Here is a 13,051-nt window from a genome sequence, read left to right as displayed (position 1 = left end):
CATGAACGTATCCGCCTCCACCCTCTCCCTGACCGTCGACGACGTGGACGCCTCCCGCGACTTCCTGTGCACCCACCTCGGCTACCGGGTGGCCATGGCCGACGACGGCTTCGCCTCCCTGACGCGCGGGGACGCCGCCGTCGACGTCGTCCTGCTCCGCCGGGGCCTGGAAGTCCTCCCGCCCGAGCAGCGCGACCAGCGGGCGGCCGGTCTGATCCTGGCGCTCACCGTCACCGACCTCGCGGCGGCGGAGGCCCGGCTGCGCGCGGCGGGCGCCCCCATCACCATGCCGCTGCGCGAGGAGCCGTGGGGCGAGCGGCTGTTCCAGCTGACCGACCCGAACGGGGTCGTCGTCCAGCTCGTCGAGTGGGCGACCGCCCCCGATGCCGCCGACGCCGCCCCGGCCGACAGCGACGCGAGCTGAGGACCGCCATGCGTGTGCTCTTGATGTCGTACGGGTCGCGCGGCGACATCGTGCCGCTGGCCGGGTTCGCGGCGCGGTTGCGGGAACTCGGCGCGGACGTACGGGTGTGCGCGCCCCCGGACGAGGAGTTCGTGGAGCTGCTCGCCGGGGTCGGCGTGGAGCTGGTGCCGTTCGGGCGGCCCGTGCGCGCGCTGGTGACCGGTCCGCCGCCGCCGGACGTGGCCGGGTTCGCGGCCGAGTTGGTCGCGGCGCACTTCGAGACCGTCGCCGCGGCGGCCGAGGGCTGCGACGTGCTGGTGGCGAGCGGGCTGATGCCGGCCGGTGCGCGGTCGGTGGCGGAGAAGCTGGGCATCCGGTACGTGTACGCGTGCTTCCACCCGTTCGAGATGCCGTCGCGGCACTACCGGCCGTCGCCGCGGCCGGGCCCGCAGGCCCCGCCGGAGACGACCGACAACCGGGCGCTGTGGGACCTGGACGCCCAGAAGGTGAACACGTCGTACCGCGCGCCGCTCAACGCCCACCGGGCGGCGCTCGGTCTGCCGCCGGTCGACAACGTCCGCGACCACGTCTTCGGCGACCGGCCGTGGCTGGCGGCGGACCCGGTCCTGGGACCGTGGCGGGAGCTGCCGGACGCCGACGTCGTGCAGACCGGCGCCTGGCTCCTGCCGGACGAACGCCCGCTCCCCGACGACCTGTCGGCGTTCCTGGACGCGGGCACGGCCCCGGTGTTCGTGGGCTTCGGCAGCATGCCCATGCGCGCCGCGACGGATGTCGCCCGGGTGACCGTCGAGGCGGTCCGCGCCCAGGGCCGCCGCGTCCTCGTCTCCCGCGGCTGGGCCGACCTGGGGCTCGTCGACGACTCGGCCGACTGCTTCGCCGTCGGCGAGGTCAACCACCGGGCGCTGTTCCGCCGGGTGGCCGCCGTCGTGCACCACGGCGGCGCGGGCACCACGACGACGGCCGCCCTCGCGGGCGCGCCCCAGGTGGTGGTGGCGCAGTTCGTGGACCAGCCGTACTGGGCCGCCCGGGTCACCGACCTCGGCATCGGCGCCGCACACGACGGGCCGGTCCCGACCTTCGAGTCCCTGTCGGTCGCGCTCAAGACGGCCCTGGCCCCCAAGACCCGCGCGAAGGCGGTCGCGGTGGCCGGCGCGGTCCGCACCGACGGCGCGACGGTGGCCGCGAAGCTGCTGCTCGACGCGGTCGGCTGATGAAAGCTGACGGAACCTGACGAAAGGGGCCGATGAGCGCGGGTGCTGCCGCGCGCACCGACACCAGGTTGTTCCCGAACTCCCGCTTCATCGGCCCCTCCGCCGGGAAGAAGATCCTTCCCAGCCGAAAACGGCACACCGCCGGGCACGGCAACACCGTCACCCTCGGGGGAGGCTCCTGTGACGACGTCAGGAACCAGCGGCACCACCAGCCCACCGTCGGTCGAGGATCCGGGCCTGAAACGGGTGCTCGGCCCCAGGCTGCTCATCCTCTTCGTGATCGGCGACATCCTCGGCACCGGCATCTACGCCACCACCGGCAAGGTCGCGGGAAAGGTCGGCGGCGCGCTGTGGCTGCCGTTCGCGATCGGGTTCGTCGTGGCGATCCTGACGGCGGCCTCGTACGTGGAGCTGGTGGGCAAGTACCCGAAGGCGGCCGGGGCCGCGCTCTACACCCAGAAGGCGTTCAAGGTCCCCTTCCTCACCTTCATCATCGCGTTCATGGTGATGGCGTCGGGCCTGGCGTCGGCGAGCGCGGCGGCGCGGGCCTTCAGCGGCGACTATCTGAGCGAGCTGACCGGGGACGCGCTGCCGCCGACGCTCGTGGCGATCACGTTCATCCTGGTCCTCGCGGCGCTGAACCTGCGCGGCGTCTCGGAGTCCGTGAAGACCAACGTCGTGCTGACCGTGGTCGAGCTGACCGGCCTGCTGATCATCCTCTCGATCGGCGCGTGGGCGGTGCTCAGCGGGGACGGGGAGCCCGCCAGGCTCACCGAGTTCGAGGCGGACGGCACCGGGTACGCCCTGCTGACCGGCGTGCTCGGCGCTACCGCGCTCGGCTTCTTCGCCTTCGTGGGCTTCGAGGACTCGGTGAACATGGCCGAGGAGACGAAGGACCCGACACGTACGTTCCCCAAGGCGATCTTCATCGGTGTCGCCGTCACCGGCACGATCTACGTCCTGGTCGCCCTGGTCTCGTCGCTCCTCGTCGACTACGAGACCCTGTCGGGCTCCAGCGGGCCGCTGCTCGAAGTGGTGAAGGCCGGGGGCGTGGACTTCCCGCACAAACTCTTCGCCCTGATCGCCCTGTTCGCGGTCACCAACTCGGCCCTCATCAACATCATGATGGCCTCCCGGCTCTGCTACGGCATGGCCAACGAACGCATCCTGCCCCGCGCCATGGGCCGCGTCCTGCCCCGCCGCCGCACGCCGATCGTGGGCATCGTCTTCGTCTCGGTCCTGGCCGTCGGCCTGGTGACGACGGGCGAGATCGAGGGCCTCGGCGACACGACCGCCTTCCTGCTCCTGTGCGTGTTCGCCGTCGTCAACATCGCCGTCCTCGTCCTGCGCCGCGACCCGGTGGACCACCCGCACTTCCGCGCCCCCACCGCCCTCCCGGTCCTCGGCGCGATCACCGCCCTGATCCTCGCCAGCCCGCTGGCTGACCGCCCGGCGGACGTCTACATCCGCGCCGGGGTGCTGCTCGCGATCGGCATCGGCCTGTGGGTGGTGAACAAGGTGGTACTGCGGGTGCGCGACGAGGGCTGACCCACCGGCCCGGGGGACGGCTCGATCACTTGCCCGATACACCCGATCAATGACGAGTCGTTCCCGAAACGCCCACCGAACCGATCTCGTCGAGCTCGGGCATGTTCCCGAGGGAAATACCCATTCCTCACGGAACTTCGGCTTCTCTGCGTACTTTCCTCCCACCGGGCGGTTGGGGCCTCCCGGTGGGGTGGTGGGGGCCACCCCTGTTCCACCCTGGGGAAGGGGAAGCCGCGTGCCCGGTATTGACGAGTGTCTGCTCGAGGCGATGACACTGCCCGGCGCGCGGGGAGCAGCGATCGTCGACTGGACCAGCGGGCTCGCCCTTGGTTCAGTCGGCGATTCGCCGAACAAGAACCACGAGGCCACCGCCGCGGAAACCGCCGAGGTGGCGCGCTCGGCGGCCGAGTACCGGGCCTTCGTCGATCTGAACGACGGCTTCCCGGGCGAGGTTCCGCCCGACGAGCGGCTCCCGGTCGAGGATCTCATGCTCAGCACGAGGAACGGGTTCCATGTGATCCGCTTCGTGGAGACGACCTTCGACAGCAGCGTCTTCCTCTACCTCTGGCTCGACCGGCACACCGGCAACCTCGCTCTCGCGCGCATACGGCTGCGGGACCTGTCCGAGCGGCTGGTGCTGATGTGACGGCCGCGTGGGCGAGCGCGCCGGCGCAGGCACCGGCGGCCGCACCCGCCGTCTTCCCGATGCTGATGCGCCTGGCCGACGAGCGCGCCACCGGGGCGTTCCTGCGCGACCAGGGCACCCTCTACCTCGCGGAGGGGCACGTCGTGCACGCCGAGAGCCCTTCGGCTCCCGGCCTCGACGTGCTGCTCACGGTCGGCGGCGCGCTGCCCGCGCAGGGCTGGCAGGAGGCCCTCACCCGGGCCGGGGCCCGGCACGAGGTGGGCCGGGACCTGGTCGGCAGCGGCCGGGTGACCGCGGGCGAGCTGGAGTTGTGCCACCTCGGCGCGCTGTTCGACGCCGCGTTCTTCGTCCTCGGCCCGGCGAGCGGGCCCACCCACTTCCGCTACGGCGTCACGCACTGGTTCGGCCGGGTGCGCCCGGTGCCGACCGCAGCCGTGGAGCGGGAGACGCGGCGGCGGCGGGCGCTCCTGGACAGCGTCTGGCCCTGCCCGGACGTCGACACCGCCCCGGTCGTGCCCCGTCCGACGGCGCCCGGCCAGACGGTCACCGGCCGCCAGCGCGCCGTGCTGCGGCTCGCCGACGGGGTCCGCACGCCGAAGGCGATCGCCTGGGCCCTTGGCCGTCCCACGTTCCACACCCTGGTCGAGATCAGACGCATGGCCGCTGCCGGACTCGTGGAGAGCCCACAGACACGGGCCCCGGACCCGGCCGCGGTCTTCCCCGGGCCCGTCTCGCTGGACTGCGCCGAGCCGGACATCGCCCTGCTGCGCCGGCTCCGCGACGCGCTGGAGGCAACGCTGTGACGCTCCGTACCGCTCGTCGGACCGAGCCCCCGATCCCATGAAGTTCACCGTGCCCTGGAAGCGCGCCGGGAGGAGACAGCTGATGGCTGCCGAAGCCGATGTACTCGGCGAACTGAGACGACTGCGGACCCGGGTACCCCAGCTCAGAGGCGCCCTGACCGCCAGCGTCGACGGGCTCGTGCTGGCCCAGGACACCACCGACATCGAGGCCGAGGGCGTCTGCGCGCTCACCGCGGCGGCGCTCGGGGTGGCCCTGCGGCTGTCCGAGGCCACCCACCAGGGCAGCTTCCGGGAACTGCTGATCCGCGGTGAACAGGGCTATGTGGCCACGTACACAGCGGGTTCCACAGCGGTGCTCACCCTGCTCGCCGAACCCCGCGTCAACGTGGGCCGGCTGCATCTGGAAGGCCGCCGCTCCAGCGTGCTCATCGGCGAGCTGGTCGACGCCGCCACCGGACGGGGCGCCGGCACCGGAGATACGGAGGACGCCGCGCCATGACCCCCACCACACCCTCATCGCCCTCGTCACGGGCATCCAACAGACGGAAAGGAAGTGCAGCACTCATGGCCAACACGGAGACAGCGCTCAAAGAGGCGAGCACGTCGATCGAAGGTGTCATCGGCGCCGCCCTGGTCGACTACACGAGCGGGATGGCACTCGGCACGCTCGGCGGCGGCAAGGACCTGGACCTGGCCGTGGCCGCGGCCGGCAACACGGACGTCGTCCGCGCCAAGCTGCGCACGATGGAACTGCTCGGCCTCAAGGACGAGATCGAGGACATCCTGATCTCGCTCGGCTCCCAGTACCACCTCATCCGTCTCATGAAGGGGCGCAACAACAACGGCCTGTTCCTCTACCTGGCGCTCGACAAGAGCAGGGCCAACCTGGCCATGGCCCGGCACCAGCTCAAGCGCATCGAGTCGAGCCTGGACGTCTGACCGGCCCGGGCGGGCGGACTTCCGGCCCCCCGGTCCCGCCCGCCCGGCTACTCCACGAACAACCCCCGCTCAGCCGCCCCCACATCGAACTCCTCGAGCCGCGCCTGCGCGTCGGGCAGCCCGTCGCACATGGCCTCCAGCAGCACCCGCCCGAGCAGCATCGGCGCGCAGGCCGTGTCGAAGGCGAGCCCCGTCCCGACGGCGGCGGGCAGCAGCAGATCGCTGTGGGCGGCGACGGGCGCGAACGCGGAGTCGGCGACGGTGACCACGGTCAGCCCGGCGGACCGGGCGTAGGCGAGGGCGTCGACGACCTCGCGGGGGTGGCGGGGCAGCGCGAAGCAGAGCAGCGCGGAGGCCCCGGCCCGCACGGCCGCGTCGACGCGGTCGGCCAGCATGGAGCCCCCCTCGTCGAGCAGCCGCACGTCGGGGTGGACCTTCGCCGCGAAGTAGGAGAAGCCGTAGGCCTGGGACGCGGCGGCCCGCAGCCCGAGGACGGGCAGCGGCCGGGAGGAGGCGAGGACGCGCCCGGCCCGCTCCACCGGCGCCGGGTCGGCGAGGAGTTCGGAGAGGTGGCGCAGGTTCTCGATCTCGGCCTGCACGGCCTGCTGGTACTCGTTGAGGTCGGCCTCCGCGCCGGCCTCGGCGGGGGCGACCTCCCGCAGGTGGCGGCGGAGCGCGGGGTAGCCGTCGAAGCCGAGGGCGACGGCGAACCGGGTCACCGACGGCTGGCTGACGCCGGCGAGTTCGGCGAGCTCGACGCTGGAGAGGAAGGGCGCGTCGGCGGCGCGCCGCACCATGCAGTGGGCGATACGCCGTTGGGTGGGCGTGAGCCGGTGCCCTTCGAAGAGCACCTGAAGCCGCGCCGCGGGACTGTCACTCATGCCGTACCTCGTCGCTCTGTCCACGTGAACCCCTCATCGCCGCCCGCGTCCCCGGTGTCCCCCGTGCCCAGGTGCTCCCACAGCTCCGTGAACCGGTCGAGGAGGGCGGCCGCTGCCGTCACATCATCCGTCAGCGAGCGGTCCGCGGTGTCCCGCTCCAGGACCTGGGCGGCGAGTTCGTACGCCCACGCCACCGGAAGCCCGGGCTCGAGGCGCAGCTCGCGCTGCCGCAACGCCCGTACCGCCGCGACCAGTTCGCACCCCACCACGAGCCGGTAGGCGCCGCACGCCCGCAGCGTCTGGCGCGCCGCGAGGGAGGCGAAGCTGGCCTGTTCCTCGACGCCCCGGGAGAGGACCGCGTGGCCGAGCGAGGCGGGGGCGGAGAACGCCCGCAGGTCGCCGAGGGCGGCGCCCGCCGCGTACTCCAGGATCATCACCCCGGACGAGGCGGGTTCCGCGTCGGCCAGGAAGGGGCGCAGACGGGTGAACGCCGGTTCGTTGAGGGTGGAGAGGCGGGAGCTGGACAGGCGCGCCGCCTGGGTCACCGCGAGCCTGAAGTGGTCGAGGGACAGGGCGAGTTGGGCCATGTAGAAGCCGCCGTGGTGATAGGCGGCCATGTCCGCGGGTGAGATCAGGGGGTTCTCGGCGGCCGCGTTGATCTCCACCGTCAGGACGTTCTCCAGGGCGTCGGCGGCGTCGTGCGCGGGCCCGTGGATCTGCGGGACGCAGCGGAATCCGTACGGGTCCTGGATCCGGCCGAGCGGCGGCGTCGGGCGGTCGGCGGCGCCGAGCAGTCGGCGCATGCGCTCGGCGACGGAGTAGGAGCCGGGGTGCCGCCGCGCCTCGTGGACGGGCAGCGCGTACGCCTCGTACGAGCCGTCGACCGCGAGCAGCGAGAGCGCCGCCACCACCAGGGTCGCGCCGAGCAGCCCGCGCAGCTCGTGCAGGGCGAGGGCGGACTGGCCGAGGGTGAGGGCGTTGCTGCTGATCAGGGCGAGCGCGTCGTTGTTGTCCAGGGGCTGGGGGTGGGGCGCCGCGCCCTGCCAGGGGTGTTCGCCGGCGAGGGCGAGGCCCATCTGGGAGAGGGCGGCGATGTCGCCGGTGCCGACGGACCCGAACTCGTTCACCTTCGGGTACGCCCCGGTCTCCAGCGCCTCGCACAGCGCGGTGACGACGCTCGGGCGCAGTCCGGCGCCGCCCGCGAGGAGCTGGTTGGCGCGCACGGCGAGCATCGCGCGGACCTCGCGGGCGGGCAGTTCGGCGCCGATGGCGCCCGCGTGGGAGCGCAGGAGCCTGAGGCCGTGGTCGGCGGCGGCCTCGGTGGGCACGTCCTCGGTGCGGTTGGCGCCGACGCCGGTGGAGCGGCCGTACACGCGGCCCCAGGAGGCGATCTGGCGGGCCGCGTGCCAGGACTCCTCGACGCGCTTCATGGCGTCGGTGCCCGCGACGGGCCGCGCGGCGGAGTCGGCGAGGCGGACGACGTCGACGACGGGCAGACCGAGCCCGTCGAGGACGACCACGTCCACGACTTGAGACGGCATCACGCGCATTTCCTCCTCAAACCGGACCGCCCATCTCGCCCGTCGAGCACTCGTTACCAGTGATTCACGCCGGAGCATTGACAACCTATTCAGGTACCGAGAACTCTGCATGACGATATACAGCCGGGCAAGGGACTCACACGTCGTGCCCCCCGACGCCGACCGCACGGCCGATCCGGCGGCCCACAAGGCCCGCACCCGCCTCGGCGACGTCCTCACGAAGAAGCAGCGAAGAAGCAGCGAAGAAGAACCGAAGCAAGAGGAACTAAGGGGTTACGAGCATGGCAGAGTCCCTGGTGGAGCGGCGCTCCATCGACGTGGTCCCCGACGCGGAGCGGCACGGCACCGCGTTCAGCCAGTTCACGCTCTGGCTCGGCGCGAACCTCCAGATCACGGCCGTGGTCACGGGCGCGCTCGCGGTCGTGTTCGGCGGGGACGTGGTGTGGTCGGTCATCGGCCTGCTGCTCGGCAACGTCCTGGGCGGCGCGGTGATGGCGCTGCACTCGGCGCAGGGCCCGAAGCTCGGGCTGCCGCAGATGATCCAGTCCCGGGCGCAGTTCGGGGTGCGCGGCGCCGTCGTACCGCTGCTGCTCGTCATCCTCATGTACGTGGGCTTCTTCGCGAGCGGCAGCGTCCTCGCGGGACAGGCCACGGCGGAGCTGACGCACACGAACGACACCACCGGCATCGTGCTGTTCGCGGCGGTCACGGCGGTGATGGCGGCGGTCGGCTACCGCGTGATCCACGCGCTCGGCCGGGTGGCCAGCGTGATCTGCGCGCTCGCGTTCATCTACCTCGGCATCCGCCTCCTGGACCGCGTCGACCTCTCCTCGCTCCTCTCCGACGCCCACTTCGACCTGCCGATGTTCCTGCTCGCGGTCTCCCTGTCCGCCTCCTGGCAGCTGGCGTTCGGCCCGTACGTCGCGGACTACTCGCGCTATCTGCCGCGGACGACGTCGGGGCGGGCCACGTTCTGGTGGACGCTGTCCGGCTCGGCGCTCGGCGCGCAGTGGTCGATGACGTTCGGGGTGCTCGTGGCGGCGAGCGCGGGCGGGGCGTTCATGGGCAACCAGGTCGAGTACGTCGTGGGGCTCGGCGGCACCGGTCTGGTCGCCTCCTTCCTGTACTTCGTGATCGCGCTCGGCAAGCTGACCATCAACGTCCTGAACACCTACGGCGGGTTCATGTCGATGGTGACGAGCGTCAGCGGCTTCCGCGGCCAGAAGGAGCTGTCGCCGCGCGGCCGTTCGGCGTACATCGCGCTCATCATGGTCGCGGGCACGACGGTCGCGCTCCTCGGCAAGGACAGCTTCCTGACGTCCTTCAAGGACTTCCTGCTCTTCCTGCTGACCTTCTTCACCCCGTGGTCGGCGATCAACCTGGTCGACTACTACCTGATCTCCAGGGAGCGCTACGACATCCCGGCCCTGTCCGACCCGCACGGCCGCTACGGCGCGTGGCGCTGGGACGCCCTCACCGTCTACGGCGTCGGCCTCCTCGCCCAACTCCCCTTCCTCGTCACGCACTTCTACACCGGCCCGCTGGTGGACCCGCTCGGCGGCGCGGACATCTCCTGGATGGTGGGGCTCGCGGTCCCGGCGCTCCTGTACTGGGCCGTGGCGCGGCGGAACACGGCGCACATCCCGGAGCGGACGCTGTACGGGACCGCGGCGCCGGTTCAAGAGCCGGTATCGCACACGTCATGATCTGACGCGAAATCAACAAAGCCCGGATCAAGGGGAGTTGGCGCCCCGCGGGTGCTGCGTACCCTGAACCGCCGCACGCCCCCGCTGCCGCCCGAGCCACCCCGCTCCGGACCCGAAGGACGCGTCATGCCCGCCACCACCCCGCCGATGTCCCCCACCACCCCGCCCAGATCCCCCACCACCCCGCCCAGACCCCCCGCCCCCACCCGCAGGTCCCCGGCCAACCGCCGGGCCTTCCTGACGGCGACGGCCGCCACCGTGCTCACCTCCGCCACCGCCGTGGCCTCCGCGGCCCCCGCCCCCGCCCGCCCGGCCTCGGACCGGACCCGCCCCGCCACCGCCCAGGACGCGCTCGCCGCCCTCCTCGAAGGGAACCGGCGCTGGGCGAAGATCCGCTCGCACCATCCGCACGAGGGCAGGGCGCGGCGCGTGGAGGTCGCCCACGAGCAGCACCCGTTCGCGACGGTCCTGTCCTGCGTGGACTCCCGGGTGCCGCCGGAGCTGATCTTCGACCAGGGGCTCGGCGATCTGCTGTGCATCCGCACGGCGGGCGAGGTCCTGGACGAGGCGGTGCTCGGCTCCCTCCAGTACGGGGTGGCCGAGCTGCGCATACCGCTGCTGCTCGTCCTCGGGCACGAGCGGTGCGGGGCGGTGGCGGCGACGATAGAGCAGTTGCGCACCGGCAAGCAGGTGCCCGGGCACCTCACCCGGCTCGTCGAGGGCATCGGCCCGTCCGCGTGGGCCTGCCGGGACGAGCCCGGCGACTGGGTCGACCACACCGTGGCCGCGCACGCCCGGCGCATGCGGGACGCACTGCGCGCGGACACCGCGTTCCGGCCCGCCACGGTCCTCGCCGCCCGCTACGACCTCGACTCCGGTCTGGTGCGCGTACTGCCCTGACCTGGGGCCCATAGGGCTTGGCCCAGTGCCGAAAGGGGGGCTACCCCCACTGTCGGCGCGGCGGACCTTGCGTACCGTATGGGCTATGGAAGCCCCACGTGACGCCGAACTCAAGAAGGAACTCGACGCCGCCTTGCACGCGCGCAAGGACCTCGGCGAAGAGTACGAGTCCGCGCTCGTCGACTCGTTCCTCGAAAAGGTCGAGAAGCGCCTCGACAGCACGATCGACCGCCAGATGCGCCGGCACCTGGCCGAGCAGCAGATGATCGTGGCCCGGGGCGCGCGCAACCCCGCCAGCGGCATCGACTCCTGGGGCGAGCGCTTCGGCTTCGGCGTGGTCTCCCTGATCCTCGCCATCCCGCTCTCCGCGATCGGCGTGGTCAACGCGGACCTGCCCGGCCTGTTCGTCACGTGGTTCGGCATCGTCGGCGTCAACGCAGTCCACGCGGCCCGGGGCACGGGCCTGCTCTCGTCGCTCCGCCGCTCACGCAAGTCGGAGTCGGAGTGGTCGGACTAGCTCCGAGCGCGAGCCGAGCCCGGACGGAGAGAGCGCGTAGCGCGGGGACCGCCGCACCCCCGGGGCGAACCCGGAGGGCGGGACGACGGCGGTCCCCGCGAGGGACACGGGCCGGGTCAGGACCGGGCGCCGCGTCCGGGGCGTCGCTGGAGGTCCGGGAGCCGCTCCGGAAGTCCTGACGCCGACACCCACCAAGGTGCCGTACGCGTGTTAAGCGGGTGCTGCGCGGACGTGTCGCCTTCGTACCGCTTCCGCGAAGTTCCCCCACCAGGGGGCCGGTTGCGGGCGGGGCCGACCCGCGACCGACCGCGCCCGCAGCCGGAGAACCGCCTACGCCCCCTGCTGCTCCGCGAGGAACGCCAGCAGGTCCTGACGGCTCACCACACCCGTCGGCTTGCCCTCGACGAGGACGATGGCGGCGTCGGCGGAGCCGAGGACCGACATCAGGTCGGCGACGGGCTCACCGGAGCCGACCTGCGGCAGCGGGTCGGACATGTGCTTCTCCAGCGGGTCGCCGAGCGAGGCCCGCTGGGCGAACAGCGCGTCGAGCAGCTCGCGCTCGACGACGGACCCGATGACCTCGGCGGCCATCACGTCCGGGTGACCGGCGCCGGGCTTGACGATCGGCATCTGCGAGACGCCGTACTCGCGCAGGACCTCGATGGCCTCGCCGACGGTCTCCTCGGGGTGCATGTGCACGAGGGAGGGCAGCTCGCCGCCCTCCTTGCGGCGCAGCACGTCACCGACGCGCGGCTGGTCGCCCGCCTCCTCCAGGAAGCCGTAGTCGTTCATCCACTCGTCGCTGAAGATCTTGCTCATGTAGCCGCGCCCGCTGTCGGGAAGGAGCACGACCACGACGTCGTCCGGACCGAGGCCCTCGGCGACCCGCAGCGCCGCGACGACCGCCATGCCGCAGGAGCCGCCGACGAGCAGACCCTCCTCCTTGGCGAGGCGCCGGGTCATCTGGAAGGAGTCCTTGTCGGACACGGCGACGATGTCGTCGGTGACGTTCCGGTCGTAGGCCGTCGGCCAGAAGTCCTCACCGACGCCCTCGACGAGGTACGGCCGCCCGGACCCGCCGGAGTACACCGACCCCTCGGGGTCGGCACCGACGACCTTGACCTTGCCGCCGGAGACCTCCTTCAGATACCCGCCGGTGCCGGAGATCGTGCCGCCGGTGCCGATGCCCGTGACGAAGTGGGTGATCTTCCCCTCCGTCTGCTCCCACAGCTCGGGGCCGGTGGAGTGATAGTGCGAGAGGGGGTTGTTGGGGTTGGAGTACTGGTCCGGCTTCCAGGCGTCCGGGATCTCGCGTACGAGGCGGTCGGAGACGTTGTAGTACGAGTCCGGGTGCTCGGGGTCGACGGCGGTCGGGCAGACGACCACCTCGGCGCCGTACGCGCGCAGCACGTTGATCTTGTCGGTCGACACCTTGTCCGGGCACACGAAGACGCACTTGTAGCCCTTCTGCTGGGCCACGATGGCAAGGCCGACGCCCGTGTTGCCGCTGGTCGGCTCGACGATCGTGCCGCCGGGGCGCAGCTCGCCGCTGGCCTCCGCCGCCTCGATCATGCGCAGCGCGATGCGGTCCTTCACGGAGCCGCCGGGGTTGAAGTACTCGACCTTGGCGAGGACCGTTGCCTTGAGGCCCGCGGTCACGTTGTTGAGCCGCACCAGCGGGGTGTTGCCGACGAGGCTGATCATCGAGTCGTGGAAATGCACCGTGGTCTCCGTTTTTCCGGGGTATCCGGGCTGCGATGTCGTGGACGCCCGCCGTGACGGACGAGCCGCGTGGGCCGCAGGTGTCGTACGGCCCCCACCGGCCCGCGCCCGGGGACGCCGCACGAGGTTTTCGGTGCCGTCAGCCTACGGCTCCGACTCGCCCGTTCACCTCCGCTCGCGATTGGCCGACCGGCCCGACGGGGCAATGACTGG

At 72.2% G+C, this 13,051-nt stretch carries 13 protein-coding genes; 10 read left to right on the top strand and 3 right to left on the bottom strand.

The window, feature by feature from the left end; all coding sequences use genetic code 11:
* The first annotated feature begins 1 nt into the window (after window position 1).
* The 7 genes from ACZ6BG_RS24785 to ACZ6BG_RS24755 all read left to right on the top strand — a co-directional run bounded on the left by ACZ6BG_RS24785 (window position 2) and on the right by ACZ6BG_RS24755 (window position 5,571).
* Entirely contained in the window at window positions 2–424 is a 423-nt protein-coding gene (locus tag ACZ6BG_RS24785) for a VOC family protein (RefSeq protein WP_469005066.1), read from the top strand.
* Window positions 425–432: 8 nt separating this feature from the next.
* Window positions 433–1,635, top strand: a complete 1,203-nt coding sequence (locus ACZ6BG_RS24780) for a glycosyltransferase (protein ID WP_469005064.1) — start codon at window positions 433–435, stop codon at window positions 1,633–1,635.
* A gap of 180 nt (window positions 1,636–1,815) precedes the next feature.
* Complete coding sequence (locus ACZ6BG_RS24775; protein WP_469005062.1) at window positions 1,816–3,183, top strand: APC family permease; 1,368 nt, start codon at window positions 1,816–1,818, stop codon at window positions 3,181–3,183.
* Window positions 3,184–3,418: 235 nt separating this feature from the next.
* On the top strand, window positions 3,419–3,829 hold the full coding sequence (locus ACZ6BG_RS24770; RefSeq protein ID WP_469005060.1) for a hypothetical protein: 411 nt from the start codon (window positions 3,419–3,421) through the stop codon (window positions 3,827–3,829).
* A complete protein-coding gene (locus tag ACZ6BG_RS24765) occupies window positions 3,826–4,632 on the top strand; it encodes a transcriptional regulator (RefSeq protein ID WP_469005057.1) in 807 nt (268 codons plus the stop codon). Before ACZ6BG_RS24770 ends, ACZ6BG_RS24765 begins: the two co-directional genes overlap by 4 nt.
* An 82-nt stretch (window positions 4,633–4,714) precedes the next feature.
* Entirely contained in the window at window positions 4,715–5,131 is a 417-nt protein-coding gene (locus ACZ6BG_RS24760; protein ID WP_469005055.1) for a roadblock/LC7 domain-containing protein, read from the top strand.
* A gap of 65 nt (window positions 5,132–5,196) precedes the next feature.
* On the top strand, window positions 5,197–5,571 hold the full coding sequence (locus ACZ6BG_RS24755; protein ID WP_469005053.1) for a hypothetical protein: 375 nt from the start codon (window positions 5,197–5,199) through the stop codon (window positions 5,569–5,571).
* A gap of 47 nt (window positions 5,572–5,618) precedes the next feature.
* On the opposite strand, the gene ACZ6BG_RS24750 is transcribed toward ACZ6BG_RS24755, so the two are convergent.
* On the bottom strand, window positions 5,619–6,452 hold the full coding sequence (locus ACZ6BG_RS24750) for a MurR/RpiR family transcriptional regulator (protein WP_469005050.1): 834 nt from the start codon (window positions 6,450–6,452) through the stop codon (window positions 5,619–5,621).
* Window positions 6,449–8,002 (bottom strand): aromatic amino acid ammonia-lyase, encoded by a 1,554-nt coding sequence (locus ACZ6BG_RS24745; RefSeq protein ID WP_469005048.1) that lies wholly within the window; start codon window positions 8,000–8,002, stop codon window positions 6,449–6,451. The genes ACZ6BG_RS24750 and ACZ6BG_RS24745 overlap by 4 nt, the downstream gene beginning before the upstream one ends.
* Before the next feature lie 272 nt (window positions 8,003–8,274).
* Between ACZ6BG_RS24745 and ACZ6BG_RS24740 the strand changes: the two genes are divergently transcribed.
* The 3 genes from ACZ6BG_RS24740 to ACZ6BG_RS24730 all read left to right on the top strand — a co-directional run bounded on the left by ACZ6BG_RS24740 (window position 8,275) and on the right by ACZ6BG_RS24730 (window position 11,116).
* Window positions 8,275–9,699, top strand: a complete 1,425-nt coding sequence (locus tag ACZ6BG_RS24740; RefSeq protein WP_469005046.1) for a purine-cytosine permease family protein — start codon at window positions 8,275–8,277, stop codon at window positions 9,697–9,699.
* A gap of 126 nt (window positions 9,700–9,825) precedes the next feature.
* Window positions 9,826–10,599, top strand: coding sequence for a carbonic anhydrase (locus tag ACZ6BG_RS24735; protein WP_469005044.1), 774 nt, complete (start codon window positions 9,826–9,828; stop codon window positions 10,597–10,599).
* Window positions 10,600–10,684: 85 nt separating this feature from the next.
* Window positions 10,685–11,116 carry a hypothetical protein gene (locus ACZ6BG_RS24730; RefSeq protein WP_469005042.1) on the top strand — a complete coding sequence of 144 codons (432 nt, stop codon included), beginning with the start codon at window positions 10,685–10,687 and terminating at the stop codon, window positions 11,114–11,116.
* 330 nt (window positions 11,117–11,446) lie between these two features.
* Here the strand turns inward: ACZ6BG_RS24730 and ACZ6BG_RS24725 are convergent, their stop codons facing one another.
* Complete coding sequence (locus ACZ6BG_RS24725; RefSeq protein WP_469005039.1) at window positions 11,447–12,838, bottom strand: cystathionine beta-synthase; 1,392 nt, start codon at window positions 12,836–12,838, stop codon at window positions 11,447–11,449.
* Window positions 12,839–13,051: the final 213 nt, after the last annotated feature.

The organism is Streptomyces sp. NPDC041205, assembly GCF_055591765.1.
The sequence above is the reverse complement of the archived record's forward strand: the minus strand, read 5'-3'. Positions and strand labels throughout refer to the sequence as shown.

Bases quoted from the DNA above. Each gene is read 5' to 3' on its own strand.
- ACZ6BG_RS24755 (WP_469005053.1), top strand. From the start codon at position 5,197: ATGGCCAACACGGAGACAGCGCTCAAAGAGGCGAGCACGTCGATCGAA.
- ACZ6BG_RS24750 (WP_469005050.1), bottom strand. From the start codon at position 6,452: ATGAGTGACAGTCCCGCGGCGCGGCTTCAGGTGCTCTTCGAAGGGCAC.
- ACZ6BG_RS24780 (WP_469005064.1), top strand. From the start codon at position 433: ATGCGTGTGCTCTTGATGTCGTACGGGTCGCGCGGCGACATCGTGCCG.
- ACZ6BG_RS24785 (WP_469005066.1), top strand. From the start codon at position 2: ATGAACGTATCCGCCTCCACCCTCTCCCTGACCGTCGACGACGTGGAC.
- ACZ6BG_RS24735 (WP_469005044.1), top strand. From the start codon at position 9,826: ATGCCCGCCACCACCCCGCCGATGTCCCCCACCACCCCGCCCAGATCC.
- ACZ6BG_RS24760 (WP_469005055.1), top strand. From the start codon at position 4,715: ATGGCTGCCGAAGCCGATGTACTCGGCGAACTGAGACGACTGCGGACC.
- ACZ6BG_RS24745 (WP_469005048.1), bottom strand. From the start codon at position 8,002: ATGCGCGTGATGCCGTCTCAAGTCGTGGACGTGGTCGTCCTCGACGGG.
- ACZ6BG_RS24740 (WP_469005046.1), top strand. From the start codon at position 8,275: ATGGCAGAGTCCCTGGTGGAGCGGCGCTCCATCGACGTGGTCCCCGAC.
- ACZ6BG_RS24730 (WP_469005042.1), top strand. From the start codon at position 10,685: ATGGAAGCCCCACGTGACGCCGAACTCAAGAAGGAACTCGACGCCGCC.